This window comes from Paracoccus actinidiae, assembly GCF_030863885.1.
Classification (GTDB): domain Bacteria; phylum Pseudomonadota; class Alphaproteobacteria; order Rhodobacterales; family Rhodobacteraceae; genus Paracoccus; species Paracoccus everestensis.
In genome coordinates this window covers 2,825,136-2,839,872 of the sequence record NZ_CP132956.1, presented here as the reverse complement: position 1 = coordinate 2,839,872, position 14,737 = coordinate 2,825,136, and the positions used below count along the sequence as shown (strand labels likewise).

General features: G+C 61.3%; 15 protein-coding genes. 5 read left to right on the top strand and 10 right to left on the bottom strand.

Features of this window, described 5'->3' with window-relative positions:
- Positions 1-277: 277 nt before the first annotated feature.
- From Q5701_RS14160 to Q5701_RS14145, 4 genes are all read right to left on the bottom strand, one after another.
- Positions 278-679 carry a hypothetical protein gene (locus Q5701_RS14160; RefSeq protein ID WP_306751621.1) on the bottom strand — a complete coding sequence of 134 codons (402 nt, stop codon included), beginning with the start codon at positions 677-679 and terminating at the stop codon, positions 278-280.
- Between the two features lie 179 nt (positions 680-858).
- Entirely contained in the window at positions 859-1,887 is a 1,029-nt protein-coding gene (locus Q5701_RS14155; RefSeq protein WP_306751620.1) for a hemerythrin domain-containing protein, read from the bottom strand.
- A gap of 278 nt (positions 1,888-2,165) precedes the next feature.
- Positions 2,166-2,390, bottom strand: a complete 225-nt coding sequence (locus tag Q5701_RS14150; protein WP_306751619.1) for a hypothetical protein — start codon at positions 2,388-2,390, stop codon at positions 2,166-2,168.
- 34 nt (positions 2,391-2,424) lie between these two features.
- The gene (locus tag Q5701_RS14145; RefSeq protein ID WP_306751618.1) at positions 2,425-2,706 is read right to left on the bottom strand and encodes a hypothetical protein; all 282 of its coding nucleotides are present in this window, start codon (positions 2,704-2,706) and stop codon (positions 2,425-2,427) included.
- 484 nt (positions 2,707-3,190) lie between these two features.
- On the opposite strand from Q5701_RS14145, the gene Q5701_RS14140 reads away from it, so the two are divergent.
- Together Q5701_RS14140 and Q5701_RS14135 are read left to right on the top strand one after the other, a co-directional pair.
- Positions 3,191-3,631: a DUF2934 domain-containing protein gene (locus tag Q5701_RS14140; RefSeq protein WP_306751617.1), complete on the top strand. Its 441-nt coding sequence runs from the start codon at positions 3,191-3,193 to the stop codon at positions 3,629-3,631.
- Between the two features lie 334 nt (positions 3,632-3,965).
- Entirely contained in the window at positions 3,966-4,466 is a 501-nt protein-coding gene (locus Q5701_RS14135; protein WP_306751616.1) for a lysozyme inhibitor LprI family protein, read from the top strand.
- 351 nt (positions 4,467-4,817) lie between these two features.
- On the opposite strand, the gene Q5701_RS14130 is transcribed toward Q5701_RS14135, so the two are convergent.
- The 6 genes from Q5701_RS14130 to Q5701_RS14105 all read right to left on the bottom strand — a co-directional run bounded on the left by Q5701_RS14130 (position 4,818) and on the right by Q5701_RS14105 (position 11,248).
- Positions 4,818-5,588, bottom strand: a complete 771-nt coding sequence (locus Q5701_RS14130) for an ATP-binding cassette domain-containing protein (RefSeq protein ID WP_306751615.1) — start codon at positions 5,586-5,588, stop codon at positions 4,818-4,820.
- Positions 5,585-7,549, bottom strand: coding sequence for a Fe(3+)-hydroxamate ABC transporter permease FhuB (gene fhuB / locus Q5701_RS14125; protein WP_306751614.1), 1,965 nt, complete (start codon positions 7,547-7,549; stop codon positions 5,585-5,587). The genes Q5701_RS14130 and fhuB overlap by 4 nt, the downstream gene beginning before the upstream one ends.
- Complete coding sequence (locus tag Q5701_RS14120; protein WP_306755419.1) at positions 7,546-8,442, bottom strand: iron-siderophore ABC transporter substrate-binding protein; 897 nt, start codon at positions 8,440-8,442, stop codon at positions 7,546-7,548. Before Q5701_RS14120 ends, fhuB begins: the two co-directional genes overlap by 4 nt.
- A complete protein-coding gene (locus Q5701_RS14115; protein ID WP_306751613.1) occupies positions 8,439-10,541 on the bottom strand; it encodes a TonB-dependent siderophore receptor in 2,103 nt (700 codons plus the stop codon). Before Q5701_RS14115 ends, Q5701_RS14120 begins: the two co-directional genes overlap by 4 nt.
- A 165-nt stretch (positions 10,542-10,706) precedes the next feature.
- Complete coding sequence (locus Q5701_RS14110; protein WP_306751612.1) at positions 10,707-11,033, bottom strand: type II toxin-antitoxin system PemK/MazF family toxin; 327 nt, start codon at positions 11,031-11,033, stop codon at positions 10,707-10,709.
- Positions 11,030-11,248 (bottom strand): antitoxin MazE family protein, encoded by a 219-nt coding sequence (locus Q5701_RS14105; RefSeq protein WP_306755418.1) that lies wholly within the window; start codon positions 11,246-11,248, stop codon positions 11,030-11,032. The genes Q5701_RS14110 and Q5701_RS14105 overlap by 4 nt, the downstream gene beginning before the upstream one ends.
- A 280-nt stretch (positions 11,249-11,528) precedes the next feature.
- On the opposite strand from Q5701_RS14105, the gene Q5701_RS14100 reads away from it, so the two are divergent.
- From Q5701_RS14100 to Q5701_RS14090, 3 genes are read left to right on the top strand one after another with little or no spacing between them, the layout of a single operon-like run.
- On the top strand, positions 11,529-11,675 hold the full coding sequence (locus Q5701_RS14100; RefSeq protein ID WP_306751611.1) for a hypothetical protein: 147 nt from the start codon (positions 11,529-11,531) through the stop codon (positions 11,673-11,675).
- A 58-nt stretch (positions 11,676-11,733) separates the two neighbouring features.
- Entirely contained in the window at positions 11,734-12,684 is a 951-nt protein-coding gene (locus Q5701_RS14095) for a hypothetical protein (protein WP_306751609.1), read from the top strand.
- Positions 12,684-14,120: a response regulator gene (locus Q5701_RS14090; protein WP_306751608.1), complete on the top strand. Its 1,437-nt coding sequence runs from the start codon at positions 12,684-12,686 to the stop codon at positions 14,118-14,120. The genes Q5701_RS14095 and Q5701_RS14090 overlap by 1 nt, the downstream gene beginning before the upstream one ends.
- Positions 14,121-14,737 lie beyond the last annotated feature (617 nt).

The window sequence follows — 14,737 nt, the reverse complement described above, 5'->3', positions numbered from 1 at the left end:
CAGCGGATGGTGTCATGATAGGCGGTAGGGGAAACTCCAGGCAATTGTGCTGATGAAGCTCCAGACCCCGCCGTGTTCGGCGATACCCGGCTGGTGCTGGGCAGAGTGTTTCGTCTCAACTGTTACGGCAACGCTCCCGACAGTTTCCGATGGAGTGAGATCAAGCGGAACCGAGGAACTGTTGGAAAAGCCCCGCCACCCAGGGCGAGGCGTCACTCGTTATACAAGCTGCCTCAGGCCATTTCGGGCGTGGGCAGCATCTTGGTCGTGAACCCTGCTAGCTCAGGCGTCTTGCATTGGCTGTGGCCTGCTCATGGACAGGCGCCAGGGCCAGTCCACCCGTGTCCATGGTGCGGGTGATCATGCGGGTGCCATGCGCCAACCAGCGTTCTGCAAGCCCTGACAGGTCTCCTATGCCCATTGGTTTCCCACCAAACATCAGGTGGCTGAGGTGCCGCGCCTGCTCCGCGGCGTCTGCCAGCATCACCGACCATTGCTCGACAAGGGCCTGATTGACCTTTCCGATGGCCACCACTTTTTCCTGCACCATGCCGCCGATCTCTGCATAATCGCTTTGAGCGGGACTGCAGGCCGCCTTGCCCATGATCGTCATGCGTGCCCCGATGACGCTGCCAGAGGCGACCATCATCTCATTCACGCGCATATTGGTCTTCATCATGTTGGAGCTGGCCTTTGCCAGTTCGGTCCAAGCGTTTGTTCCGGCACTTATCAACGTATTCATCCTTGCTTAACCAAACGATGGGACAGCACGGCGGCATGGGCCGCCTGCGCCCCGATGTCCTCGCGCAGGCAGCGCTGCCACGTGTCGCAGCAACGCCACCATGCGGGTTCGTGCAGTTACGCCGTTTCGCTGACGCGCGCCTGAAGCGGGCTCAACGCCTGCTTCGAGCTGCGCTGCGCGATCTGCAGCATCGCCGTGCGACGCTCCATCCAGTTGTGCATGGCGCCGGTGGCAAACTCCCGCTGCATCTCCGCGATGTCTTTCATCGACTTGGCGCGGAACAGCTTCTGCGAGGCCTCAGTATTGGCACGCGTGGCCTTCTCGAACCAGGTTGTCCAGGCGGAGGAAACCTCCGACAGGGCCTGTACCGAGGCGGCGGATGTTGTAGTGACAACCTGCATGTCCTCGGCGACTTTCCGTGCCGAGTCGCTGTAGATCGTCATCGCCTCTTGGGTGTCAGAGGCGACCTGCTGGGCGCGCCCGGTCAGGGCCTCGGTGACCTGGCGAGCCCGGTCCTGCACGGCGGCAGCGCCGCGTTCCATCACATCGGCCACCTTCTCGGTTGCTTCGCGCGTGACGCGTTCTGCCTCCTTCTGAGCCTTCACGACCGCACGCTCAGCTGCGGCAGCCTGTTTCGCCTCTTCAGCTTCGCGTTCGGCTTGCTCTGCCTGTTTTCGCCGCTCCTCGCGCTTTTCGTCGCGCTTGGCGGTTTCGGCCTCTTTGACGGCACCTTCGATCTCGGATGCTACAGTGGCTGCCTCATCATCATTGAGCACCTTGAGGATGGCGGGGAGAAGCTCCTTGCGCTCGTTGCGAACATGCTGCTGGAAGCCCTTGTTCAGATCGGCAAGCGCCGCGAGGAACGCATCATTGTCCTTCGGCAGACCAGACAGCTTCTCGAGCGAAGCACGCAGGTCCTTGTTGCCCTTCAAGGCGCTGACGGCAAGGTCCTTGGTTTCGGGATGCTTGCGCAGCAGCGGCAGAAGGTGCTGTTCCTCAATCTCAACATAGCGGGAAAGTTCGTCGCTCAGCTCCGCATAAAGGCTTTCCCGGGATTTCACCGCCTGGTTCGAGGTCGCCGCAAGTTTCGTGATCAGCGCGGCGGCTTTTTCAGGAGCAGCCTGGATCGTTTGACGAAGGGTCATGGAAATATCTTCCGTGCACGCTTCCGTGAACCCGAAGCCAGCGACAAAGGCCCCACCGAAGTGCGGAGACGTCGCATGCTGGTTGCTCAAGGAAGCTCAGGCAGGATCATCCGAGAAGGATTCGCCGAATGTCTTGCTGCAGTGCAACATAACCCGAGAACATGGCAGTTATAAGAGGATAGCGAAGAATATAGACCCCGTCGGGGTGATATTTGGCTGTTTAATGCTGCACTGCGGCGAAACCGGGGCGCTTGTCCCAAGAATATCATTGGCTTGCTTCAGATCGCCTTTTTTACCGTCGAAGAAGGATATTCAAGCTCTAGAAATTGCTGCTCTGCCGCAGGGAGCATGCTGATGAGCGCGCCGGGTAGCAAATTGCCGAATCCCTGCTGGGTAGGGCCGTCCTTCTTTCCTGCCTTCCCATGGCATTGCGAGTTAGGTCCGGCCTGGCCGATGTAAAGTGATCTTCTGGAGCCCATGTTGGAAAGGTTGCGGCAGACCATTCTGCTCGTGACCTATGGAGGCCTCATTATGGCCCTACGACTTCCTGCCAGTTCCAAACGCTCCAATCGCCAACCCATCGGAGAGTACCCCGGCGATCATCGGGAGCACGATTTTGAAGATGCCGAGGCTTTGCGAAAGGTAGCCGAGGAAGCGGGTTACCTCGGAAAAAGAACCACTTTCCCGAGCAGTAAACCATGCAGCCGCATGCCGTGACCTGCCATTTTCTATCAAGGACCTTGAAATGAATACTTTTCCCACAAGAATGCCGAACGAACGCGCCAACCTCACTGCAGTGAACGCCTTGGCAACTTCCATCAAACACGGCGGATTTTTTGCAAAAGTATTCAGAAGGGCTATCGGATGGTTCGAGGTGCGGCCCTCTGCAATCAATCTAGGCCTTGTGCGATCATTGGCTTACGCCAGGATCAACAGGGATTATGACGCCCTCGGGCGAAGTTGAGGTCTGAAGAGACGTAGGCGGCAGTTGCATGGCCTTGTTATCGCACCTTGAACTGCGGGCCACATGATCCATCGGACCGCAACCGACGCGGTCGTGTCTGCAATCGAGGAAGTGGCCCCGCCACAGCGGCGGACGGCACAGGTCAGGAAGGGCTGAGCGAAAGGCGCTCGCGCGATTGGAGGTGTCGACCAGAACTGTCGGCCGGTTCTGTCGTGAGCGCCACGATGATGCCTTCCCGCACTGCTGAGTTCAGATGTGAGAGTCACCATTGGCGTCCAGGAGACGCCGTAGCCAGAACGACCTTGGCAATCCTAGGAGATCACTATGGAAGAACGACTTGTGGATATCATCGACAGCAGTGGACGGGTCCTTCACACCTATCCCATCACCATTGGTGAGACCGGCGAAGGCGCCGGCGACGTCGAGTACCAAGCCAAAGCCTTGCAGGCTGCTGCCCATGGTCAACTCGTTTCCGACGCCGAACTCCCAGGCTTGAGCGCGCGGATGCACCAAAGCCGGGGAGGTCGACTGCAGCCCTCCAGCGACGAGATCAGCACCACATCGGAGACAAAACTTGGTTTGGAACAGGTGGTGCGCGAGCAGGCCTATGCCCTGTGGGAACAGGAAGGGCGGCCAGACGGACGCGCTGAAGAGTTCTGGCATCGTGCCCTCGAGCAGCATCTCAAGGGGCGTGCCTACGTCCTGTGGCAGCAAGAGGGGAGTCCGGACGGCGGCGCCGACAAAGATTGGCATCAAACCCGCGAGTTCCAGTCGCAATAACGATTGGGGGCGGCGTGAGGAACACCGCGCAAGGCCCACCACAAAGAGCATCACCCTGGCGCCGCCAAGCCGCAAGGAGTTCCCAGGCAGCGTTTTCTGATAGCACTCTTAGACCTTTCCAGTAGGAACAGGCGTGATCTGTTTGGCAATGCTATGTGGAGCCTCTGCACCAGACGTTTGCGGCTTTATGGACCAACGGCCGGTTCCGAACGGAACGGCTCACATTCCAGATCACGGCTGAGAGTGTGGGCGCAGAAGCAAGGGCGTCCCTTGGGGACCCTGAAGGCGCCGCAAACCGTTGGGTTCATACCACTCTCGTGAAGGGAGACTGATCATGCCCCTTTCTGCCCCGCTGCGCATCGCGCTTGCTTTACCAGTCGCCCTGTGGCTGGTGCCGCCCGCCTTGGCGGGCGACAGTTCGGGTCTCGATCCTGCACTGATCGACCAATGCCTGGCTGACGCCTCAACGGACGGGGGGCGACTGGATTGTGCGGGGGTGGGACAGGAAAGCTGCCTCGCCTATGCTGAGGCGGAACATGGCGATGTTGATGTGGTGGACCGGCAGCTGAACTGTCTTGATGCTGAATGGCAGGTCTGGGAAACACGGCTAACCGAGACCTATGATCGGCTGAAGGCGACCGAGGATGAACGCGGCGCTGAGCATGTGGACGCCTTGGTCAAGATGGAACGAGATTGGATCGCTTTCCGGGACGCTCGCTGCGCCTATGACCGGATCATCAACACCAGCAGTCCGGTGGCAGAGACCGAGTGCAAGCTGAACGAGACCGCACGGCAGGTGATCCTGCTGATGGCCTATCAACGAGGTGTGGCATGACGAAGCCGTTCATGTGGCAAGTCGGACATGCGGATGCCACGCGCTTCGACATATAAGTCATTGGGCAGCGGTTCGGGGCGCATCGTCGCAGACCAGAGATCAAGCGCTGAACCGATTTGCTCGGCGTCTTTCCCTTTGGTGATGCCACCGCTCGCCTGATCGGGGCCTTGCTGGTGGGACAGAATGACAAGTGGGCTGTCCGACGAGCCTGCTGCATGATGCTGAAACTATTGCAGCGACACATGACATCGCCGGTAAAAGGGTGAGGGTCACACTCCCAGCCACCTTCCCCACAACAACGCCGTGGCGCTTGGCCACAAGATTATGACGTGTGCAGCCTGGTTTCTTCGTTCAGGCGGGGATGGCGACGGGGTTGCCGCCAGGACCATCCAGAACGTGCATCGGCAAGCCATAAATCTGTTCCAGCGGCAATGGCTGCATCAGGTCGACCGGGCCTCCCTGAAGAACCAGCCGCCCCTCCTTCAAAGCGACCACATGATCGCAGAAGCGGGCCGCCATGTTGACCTCGTGGAGAACGATCACGGCGCTGCGGCCGGTCTGATGGCACATGCGGCGGACGAGACCCAGAACCTCGACCTGGTGCGCAATATCAAGCGCGCTGATCGGCTCGTCCAGGAGAAGGGTGCCCGCTTCCTGAGCGACCATCATGGCCAGCCAGGCCCGCTGACGTTCACCGCCTGACAGGGTGTCAACCAACCGCTCGGCAAGGTCGGAAACCCCGCATTCGGCCATGGCACGGGTGACAGTTGCGTGGTCATGGGGGCCGAACCGACCAAGTGCGCCATGCCAGGGATACCGGCCAAGCGCCACCAGTTCGCGCACGATCATCCCTTCGGCGGCTGGAGGGTGCTGAGGCAGGAAGGTTAGCCGACGAGCAAAGTCGCGGGCGCGCCAGCCCGATAGGGGACGCTTTTCGAAGACGACGTTTCCGCTGCTCGGCATGATCTGCCGGGCAAGAACCTTGAGCAGGGTCGACTTACCCGATCCATTGTGACCGATCAGCGCGGTCACCTCGCCCGCAGGCAGATTTAACGTCAGCCCGTGCAGAAGGCGGCGGCCGGGGACATCGACGCTCAGGTCGCGAAGGGAAAAGAGGCTCATCGGGCCGGTCTCATCATCAGCCAGATCAGCCAAGGCGCGCCAATCAGTGACGCGAACAGGCCCAGCGGCAGTTCATAGGGAAAGCCCGCTATGCGTGCTCCGAAATCTGCGGTTAACATCAGCCCGGCGCCAATCAGCGCCGCGCCGGTGAGATGATCGCCAGGCCGAGCCAAGCCTAAGCGACGCGCGAAATGAGGCGCCATCAGCCCCACGAAGGACAGCGGCCCGACCAGCACGATCGCAGCGCCTGTGGCCACCCCCGCAAGCCCGATCAACTGCATCCTTGCCAGCCGTAAGGGTAGGCCCAGCCCGGCGGCCAGGCCAGTCCCCAGCGGCAGAACCGCCAGCCAGCGGCGTGCGACCAGGGCAGCGATCCACAGAACTGTAGCCAGTCCGGCCAGGACCGTGGCCCCCTGCATCGTCACCGCCGAGGACGATCCCGACAACCACCCCAGGATCTGGAACGACCGAATGTCCCCAACGGCCATAACTGCCGACAGCAGCGCCGACGCCAAGGCCGAAACAGCAATCCCGGCCAGCAGCACTCGCTCTGGGGGCATGTCGCGGCGGCTGACAAAGGCTGCGATCAACACGAGGGCCAAGGCGCCGCCTGCCATCGTCCCCAGGGTGAGGGCCACGGCCGTCGGGGTCGCGACCAGATAGACCACACCTGCATAGCCCATGGCCGCGCCGCCGGATACGCCCAGCACCTCGGGCGAGGCGAGCGGGTTGGCAGTCAGCCGCTGCAGGATCGCCCCCGCAATTGCCAAGGCCGCCCCGGCCGAGGCTGCCGCGATCAGGCGGGGCAGGCGCATGGGCAGAAAGGCTGCGAAGCTTTCGGCATCCAACACCGCCCAGCCCCCCGGAACACGCCCGATCCAGACCAGCACAAGCGCGGCAATGACCAAGGCGAGGGCGAGCCCGACCAGCAAGGGGGCAGGTTGGTTGCGGCGGGGGCTTGGTCCTTCGGCGCGTTCAGTTCCCGGTGGGGTCGATCCGCGAAGACGGGGCAAGAGCCAGATCAGCAGCGGCCCGCCGATCAGCCCGGTCAATGCGCCGGTCGGAAACATTTCTCCCAGTTGTCCCGCCACTAGCAGGACCACCCCGTCACAAAGGGACAGGATCAACGCGCCGATGAGTGGGGACAAGCTCAGCAGGCGAGGGATCGAAACGCCTCCCAAGGTCCGGGCCAGGGCAGGGGCGGCAAGGCCCACGAAAGCAATCAGCCCCAATTCAGCGGACACAGCGGCTGCAAGGATCGCCGCAACGCCGACCGCCAGCAGCCGGACGAGCATTACGTTCAGGCCCAGGCCTGCCGCGCCTTCATTACCCAGTGACAGAACGCGCAGGGGACGCGCCAGCAGGGCGGCGGCAATGGCGCCAAAGACCAGCACCTCGGACAGGACACGGACTGCGGACCAGTCCTGCTGCACCAGGGCTCCGCCGTTCCAGATCACCAGCGAAAGCAGGTACTGCCCTTGGGCCAGCGTCATCGCCGTGGCAACTGCGCTTGCCGTCATGCCGACCAGCATCCCGGCAATCACCATCGTGACCGGCGCGAAACCGCGCCTCGCGCCGATCGCCAGCACCAGTCCGGCAGCCAGTCCCGCCCCTGTCAGCGCCACCGGCCAGCGACCCTCCTCCAACAGGCCGGGTGCCAGCATGGTGGCCATGACCAATGCCAGTTGGGCGCCCGCCGAAATCCCCAGGGTAGTCGGGTCCGCCACGGGGTTGCGCAACACCACCTGCAGGATCGCGCCAGAGAGGCCCAGGATGGCCCCTGCAACCAATGCCACGACGCCGCGCGGCATCAGGCCAAAGGCCAGGAGGATCTGGGATATGTCCATGTGGTCCGGATCCAGCGGCCATGCCGGCCATCGGTCCAAGGGCAGCAGGCCAAACGCTGACCACAGCCACAGCAGCGCGGTCAGCAGCGCAAAGGGCAGCAGCCGGGCCGTCATGCGATGGGATGGGGTCCGGCCTCGAAGGCCTGAACCAGCAAATGTGCAAAGCGAAGGGCGGCCGGAACACCGCCGAAGGCATTGGTGTCGGCCAAGAGATAAGTCCGCCCTTGTGCCACGGCTGGAAGGAAGCGCCAAAGGATGCTGCGCGACAATGCCCGTTTGGCAGAGGCGGGCAGGACACCCACGACGACCAGCCGGGCATCCGGCATGTCGGCCAGCCGCTCGATCGGGACAGGGGCGAGGAAGCTGAAGGCGGTGTTTCCAGTCCAGACGTTCCGCAGCCCCAGGCGGTCCAGCGTGCTGCCGAACAGGCTGTCAAAGCCGAAAGCCCGCAGATGGCGTGCGTCGCCGATATTGACCAGGGCCACGGGTCGGTCACGGAAGGGTTCAAGTCTCAGCGCCAAGGCGTCCAGTTCTCTTTCGGTCCTCGCTACGGCACGGGTGCCGGCGGCAGGGTCCGCGATGGCGTCTGCCACGGCGGTCAGCGCTGCCATGGCCTTGGGCAGCGGGGGCTCGCCTGGAATGAAGAAGGGAAGGGACAGAACCGGGGCGATCTGGCGCAGCCGATCCTCATAGTGGGTGTAATAGGGTGAAGAAAGGATCAGGTCCGGCCGGGTCAGCTGCAACAGCTCGAAGTTCGGCGCGCCGCGCAGGCCAAGATCGGTGACGACATCGGGAACCCGGGGTTCGGCCACATCGGCCCGAAAGCGCACCAGTTCGGCGGCAGCGACCGGCATATGACCGACGGCTATTGCCGTTTCCAGCATTGCCCAATCAATGGCGGCAAGGCGTGGCGCGGGTCGGGCCGCCAAAGGCAAGCCCGCCGCCAGGATGGTCCCGGCGGCGGCAAGGATCGCACGACGCGAGGGCTTGATGCCCCCGCCGGTCACCACTTGTAGGCCACCTTTGCAGCAACAGTCCGGCCTTCGCCATACGAACAATAGGAGAAGCCGCAGGCACCGACATAAACCTCGTCGGTCAGGTTGGTAATGTTCAGGGACATTTCGACATTATCGCGGGTATATCCGGCGCCAAGATCGACAAGCGTCACGCTGTCCAGTTCGGCGCTGTTGGCGGCGTCGATATAGCGTTCGCCAATATAACGAATGCCGCCCCCGACACGCATGCCATTGCCGAAGTCACGATCCAGCCACAGGCTTGCAAGGTGGTTGGGCGCATCCTGAAGCTCGTTGCCGTCCAAGGGATCTCCCGACGGCGCCTTCTGTTCGGTCTTGTTATAGGCATAGCCGCCGCGCAGCTTCCAACCGTCTGCAATCTCGGCGGTCGCTTCGATCTCGATGCCCGTTGACCTAACCTCGCCGATCTGGCGAATTCCGCTTCCTTCGCCGTCGGGCAACGGGACACTGCGGTTCACGTTGGTCTGGCGAAGATCGTAAAGGGCAACCGTGATCAGGCCGTCGAAGCCGGTCGGGCTGTACTTGACGCCGACTTCCCACTGCTTGCCTTCGGTGGGAAGAAGCGCATCGCCGTCGATGTTCTGCCCGACCTGAGGATCGAACGAGGTTGAATAGCTGACATAGGGCGCAGCACCATTGGCCATGACATAACCGAGGCCGACGCGGCCAGTCAGTTCGTTGTCCTTGTATTCGGAGGGGTTTCCGTAGCGTTCACCAGTCTGTTCGATCCAGTCATACCGCAGACCCAGCGAGCCACGCCAGTTGCCGTACTCGACTTCGTCCTGGGCATAAACGCCGACCTGGCGCAGGGTCGAGTCGCCGGCATTGGGTTCACCTGCAAAGGTTTGCCCGCCGGCATAGTAGTTTGGATTCCGCAAATCGAGATCGCTGGCAGAACCAAACTGGCTGCTTTCGAAGGCATCGTATTGACGGATGTCAGCGCCGAACAGCAGCTTGTGGACGGCCTGTCCTGTCGTGACGTCGCCAGACAGCCGGGTGTCGAGGCTGATCGTGTCGCTGTTCTCGCTCTGATCGCTCGAACCGCGGCTAATCGTGTCCGGCCCGATCACCGAACTTGCATAAGTGCCACGGTAATCCCAATCCAGGCTTTCGTAACGGAAGCCCTGGCTCAGCGTCCAACCATTGTCGAGCGCGTGGCTGATCTCGACGCCGACGCTGTACATCCTGCGATCGCTGTCGTCCCAATCCTTCTGCCCGGTATAAAGGTCGCGCAAGTACTCGCCGTCGCCGGTCTGGGTCAGTGCGAAGGGCACGCCTGTCGGCGAGATCGGTGCATCCTTGGTATAGTTCGCCAGAAAATCGATGGTCGTCTCGTCGCTGGGCGTCCAGCGGACCGCGCCTGCCAGATATCCGCCCTTGTTCGTCAGATCCTCGATCTGGGTGCTTTCGTCGCGGCCGATGCCAGTAACGCGGAAGGACAGATCTTCGGACGGCGCGCGGTTTACGTCGAAGAACAGGCTGGGGCTGTTGTTGCTGTCATAGCCGATGCCGGCCTCTCCAAAGTCGAAGGACCGCGCACGTTTCTGGACCATGTTGATGACGCCCAGGGGCGAGCCGGCACCATAAAGGGAAGACGACGGGCCGCGTAGAACTTCGATCTGCTGGAGACCATAGATTTCCTGCCCCACCGCGCCAAAATAACGACCTTGCCGGAGACCGTTCACATACTGCGCGTTCTCTGCCTTGAAGCCCCGGATGTAAGGCGCATCGAAGCGAGGATCGATGCCGAAGGGTTCGGCCAGGACACCTGCGGTGTAGCCAAGAGCCTGTCCAAGGTTCTGCGCGCCCTGTTCCGCGATTTGATCCTCGGTGACAACAGACACAGACTGCTGCGCTTCTGCGATCGGAGTGGACGATTTCGTTGTCTGCGCGCCGCTGGCAACATAGCCCGCTACCTCATCGGCTGTCAGGGTGATGTCGCCTAGAACGAAGACAGAGTCGTCGGACGCGGTGGTGGTTGTCGCAGTGCCAGCATTCTGCGCCAAGGCCGGGCAGGCCAATGCGAATGCGCTGACACTGACAAGGAGGAATGAACGGGGCAGATCGGGCATGAGAAACCTATGGAAATGAGTAGAGCACCTGGCACTGCCCCACTCTTTAGTCGCCTTTGCCGGGGCGTCAACAATTTCTGACTAAAACTCTACGAAATTGGTCTTGTGTGCATTCACGGTATACCAGTTACGTTTGAGGCTTGTCGTGTCGCTGGAATGAATTTCTTATCCCGCAACACCCAAAAACAAGGCGAGCGCTCGAGTGACCTCAAGCATGGCTGTGTCATCAAGCTGACCAAACGTCGTCCCGAGCTTGTCTGTCCGTACAGTCATGGCCTTGTCGATCATGATCTGAGACGTCGCCCGCAGGCCGTTCTCTGCCGCCGGCTCAACTGTCAGTCTGATCAAGGGAGCCTCGACCAGTGTAGAGGTAATCAAGAGAACAGTGGTGGTGGCTGTATCAGGAAACCGATCGGACTGGATCACCAGAGCCGGTCGAGGTTTGCCGTGATCGCCTTGAAGAGCAACCGTTACCAAGTCCCCTCGCTTCACTCCCAGTCATCCACATCATCAAGGGCAGCATCCATGAAGTCATTCAAGGCGGCATCAGAACGGTCCGACTGAGCGACAAGGGCCGCCTGGCGTCGGCACTCGGCCTCAAAGCCGGGGCGGCGCGTATCAGGCACCCAGATCTGAACTGGACGAAGGCCGGCGGCTCGCAGGGCATCGCGGCGTTTCTGAACACGCTGCGAAATAGATGTTGGCATAGCAGCCTCCTGTTTCGTTACATGTAACAAATTCCTGGTGCCGCTTCAAGGTCGCTAAGTGCCATTAGGTTAAGTCGTCATCGACTATTCGGTGCAGGGTGTATGTCAGGAGTTTTTCCTGAGCAGCGGATTTGCCAACAGATTAACGCTTGCGAAGAGCCACATTAAAATTTGCGAAGAAATCGCCCTCTTTTCGGGTCAGCGCTTGGCGTGTGTACGGTTGGTGCCCTCCATGGAACAGCAAGGCGAGCATGCCTTCAACAACCAAAGGAGAAGACCAATGCGTGACCTGAACGAACTTGAACTGGAACAAGTCTATGGTGCTGGCGGCAAAGGCCGCAAGAAGAAGAAAACCAAGGCAAAGCGCCGCAATGGCAGCAACAGCGGCGCATCGCGCAGCAAGGGCCGCAGCAACAGCCGCAGCTGATATGCCATAATCTTCCCGGGGTCTTGATGATCCCGGGGAGCTTTTCCTGGGGAAGACCATGCCTTTCGAATTTGTCGATCCTCTCCAGCTTGCCAGTCACGCGGCCCCGACCCGCGACGAACTGTGGCTGTTGGGTCAACCGCCCTTGAACGACTATCTGGATGTCGTCACGCAAGACACAGTGGGCGACCCGCGTCGTCGCGACGACATCATCGCCGAATGGCGCGGCGCGAACGACCATCTGGGCGAACTGGAGCAGAACGAGGCCGGTCTGGCCGATCGCATTCGCTGCCGCAAGCTGCCCAAGACGATGCGGTCCCTGGCCGAAGATCTGCAACAGAAGGATTTCTATCGCGAAACCTTTGATCGCGTCCCCACGACGATCGAGATGGTCGAACTGGACCGGATCGTCGTGAGCCAACGACATGTAACACTGCCCTTCGTGCAGGGATTGGCATCGGGATTGGACAGCGCATTGAAGGGCGCCGATCTGTTTCGGTTCTGCCAGCCGCTGGAGCGACGGGATGCGCCGGTCGAGTGCCGCCGCCTGGGGCGCGACCGCTATGCATTCCTGTCCGATTCGACCGATCTGCGCTATCATGAGACAACCATCCTGCGTCCCGATCAGGTCACCGACCTGCGCCGCTGCGGGCCGGTTGCCGGGATCGTCGGGATCGTTGTCGGACATGGGTCCAATTTTCTCAGTGGTATTCGCTGGGGCAAGCGGATCGTGCTGCACAACGGCTATCACCGGGCGACAGCAATGCGGATGGCGGGGATTACCCATGCCCCGATCATCGTCCAGACGGTCAGCCGCCGCGACGAGCTGGAGACAGTAGCGGCTGGCTCGGTTGCCGATGATCCGGCGTTCTATTTCCGGGCGAACCGCCCGCCCTTGCTAAAGGACTTCTTCGATCCCAAGACGAGCACCGTCCTGCCGGTACGGCGCAAGCGCAAGATGATCGAAGTTCGCTATACGGTGACCGAAATCGACCTTGAAGACCTTTGATGCGCGACCATGCCACATCCTTGTTCCGTCCCGAGGCATTGGCCGAACAGCAGGACCGGTGGCTGGGCTCGGTCCTGCTGGTCCCGCGGCTGTCGCACAGCGTCCTGACGATGTTTGCCGTGCTGATCGTTCTTGGTGTCGTAGTACTGATCGCCCTTGGCGAATACACCCGCAAGGTTCGACTGTCAGGCTGGCTGTCACCGCAGCAGGGTTTGCTGCAGGTCGTCGCGCCGCAAAAAGGTGTGCTGGCGCAGGTCCTGGTCAAGGAGGGACAGCAGGTCACGCGAGGTGACGTGCTGGCCGTCCTGTCGGGGGAACAGCGCAGCGGCAACGGAGAAACGCGTCAAGAGGTTCTGCGCGCCTTGCAGGCCCGCCGGGACAGCCTTCTTGCCGAACGCGAAAGCCATCGCGCGCTGTTTGCACGCCAGGCAGAGTCGCAGAAAGCGCGCCTGGCGGTGATCGAGGCGGAGGCCCTCAGCCTCGACGCGGAATTCGCACTTCAGCGCGAGCGCGTGAACGGCCATATCAAGATCTACAGCGAGGTCGGGCACGGAACCACAGTCAAGATCTATCTGCCGCGGAACACGGCCTCCGAAGATGTGCTGACCGACCTGCGCAGCCTGCCTGTGCAGGGCGGAACGGAAACCGTTCTGGTGGTCGAGGATGACGACGAGGTGCGCGACACGACCGTGGCGCTTCTAACCGACCTTGGCTATCGGACCTTGCGCGCACGCGATGCGGCAAGCGCGTTGACAGTGGTGGAAAGTGGCGCGCCCATCGACCTGGTGTTCACCGACGTGGTGATGCCCGGACCCCTGCGCAGCACGGAACTGGCGCGAAAGGCCAGAGAACGACTACCCAACGTCGCAGTGCTGTTCACCTCGGGATATACGGAAAATTCCATTGTCCATGCCGGACGCCTGGATCCGGGGGTCGAACTGCTGCCGAAGCCTTATTCCCGCGAAACGCTGGCCCGAAAGATCCGGCATGTGCTGGCCAATCAGCAGCAAGCCAATGCAGTCGCCGCGCGGCACGCATCCTTGGCCAACGGGCACCGCGATGGTTCGCGAGCCGCCTCTATCGCAAAAGCACTTAACATCCTGCTGGTCGAGGACGACGACCTGATCCGGCTTGGCACGGCTGACATGCTGGAGTCGCTGGGCCATTCGGTCGCCGCTGTGGGGACCGGGGCGCAGGCCTTAGCCGGCTTGTCACCCGATCTGGACGTACTGATGACCGACCTGGGCCTGCCGGACATGAACGGCAGGGATCTCGTGGCGGCTTGCCGACGCCAAAGGCCGGACCTGCCTGTGGTCCTGGTCACGGGCGATCCAGCAGCGGCAGGCGAAGTAGAGAATGCCATCGCGGTGATCAAGCCCTATGTGGAAGCCGATCTGGAGCGCGCATTGGCTGCCCTGTCCGACAACCGTCGGTAGCAAGCCTCGTCGTTGAAGTCTTGCCGCAGGGCGTGGCAGCGCGCCTGCGCCCGCAAGTCTCGGGGCTCGCTTCAATATCCAACTGCGCTCGCGCCTTGAGTACGCGGTCAGCAATTACCGCACATCAAGTGCGGCAGCCGCGACGGAGCCGCCAGACCACTAATACCAACGGCCTTAACCATTGACCGCCTCGCCATTTCGGTTTTCGAAACCTCCGAGAATACATCGTCGAGCGATGCCGCGACGCATAGGGCGCCTTCGCAAACCATCCCAAACGCCTCAGAAAAATTGCTTACTCAAGAGTACCCAAAGGCGGTCAATAGTTAAGGCCATTGGTATAAGGTATCTCCGGCACGCAGATGCTCTTTGTCCTTTTTGAGACCACGCCGGGGAGCCACCGCCTCGGAGTCCGTATCGGCGATGACCATCCCCTTGCGAACAGATTAGATGCTTGCTTTTACGAGACGGTTTTGCGCAGCGTCGCCATTGCCGTAGACTGTGTTCATCAGCCATCGTCTGAGAACTACAGGTTCAATCGTCCCAACGAGAGGACCCGTAGCTTCAGACTTTCGGTCAAACCTGGCCACGACCCGAGTAGGATCTGTTCCCAAGATCCC

What these genes read in the sequence shown, in the direction of transcription:
- Q5701_RS14160 (WP_306751621.1), bottom strand. Translation starts at nt 679, where the DNA reads ATGATGAAGACCAATATGCGCGTGAATGAGATGATGGTCGCCTCTGGC.
- Q5701_RS14100 (WP_306751611.1), top strand. Translation starts at nt 11,529, where the DNA reads ATGCGTGACCTGAACGAACTTGAACTGGAACAAGTCTATGGTGCTGGC.
- Q5701_RS14105 (WP_306755418.1), bottom strand. Translation starts at nt 11,248, where the DNA reads ATGCCAACATCTATTTCGCAGCGTGTTCAGAAACGCCGCGATGCCCTG.
- Q5701_RS14115 (WP_306751613.1), bottom strand. Translation starts at nt 10,541, where the DNA reads ATGCCCGATCTGCCCCGTTCATTCCTCCTTGTCAGTGTCAGCGCATTC.
- Q5701_RS14095 (WP_306751609.1), top strand. Translation starts at nt 11,734, where the DNA reads ATGCCTTTCGAATTTGTCGATCCTCTCCAGCTTGCCAGTCACGCGGCC.
- Q5701_RS14145 (WP_306751618.1), bottom strand. Translation starts at nt 2,706, where the DNA reads ATGGAAGTTGCCAAGGCGTTCACTGCAGTGAGGTTGGCGCGTTCGTTC.
- Q5701_RS14090 (WP_306751608.1), top strand. Translation starts at nt 12,684, where the DNA reads ATGCGCGACCATGCCACATCCTTGTTCCGTCCCGAGGCATTGGCCGAA.
- Q5701_RS14135 (WP_306751616.1), top strand. Translation starts at nt 3,966, where the DNA reads ATGCCCCTTTCTGCCCCGCTGCGCATCGCGCTTGCTTTACCAGTCGCC.
- Q5701_RS14130 (WP_306751615.1), bottom strand. Translation starts at nt 5,588, where the DNA reads ATGAGCCTCTTTTCCCTTCGCGACCTGAGCGTCGATGTCCCCGGCCGC.
- fhuB (WP_306751614.1), bottom strand. Translation starts at nt 7,549, where the DNA reads ATGACGGCCCGGCTGCTGCCCTTTGCGCTGCTGACCGCGCTGCTGTGG.
- Q5701_RS14150 (WP_306751619.1), bottom strand. Translation starts at nt 2,390, where the DNA reads ATGGTCTGCCGCAACCTTTCCAACATGGGCTCCAGAAGATCACTTTAC.
- Q5701_RS14155 (WP_306751620.1), bottom strand. Translation starts at nt 1,887, where the DNA reads ATGACCCTTCGTCAAACGATCCAGGCTGCTCCTGAAAAAGCCGCCGCG.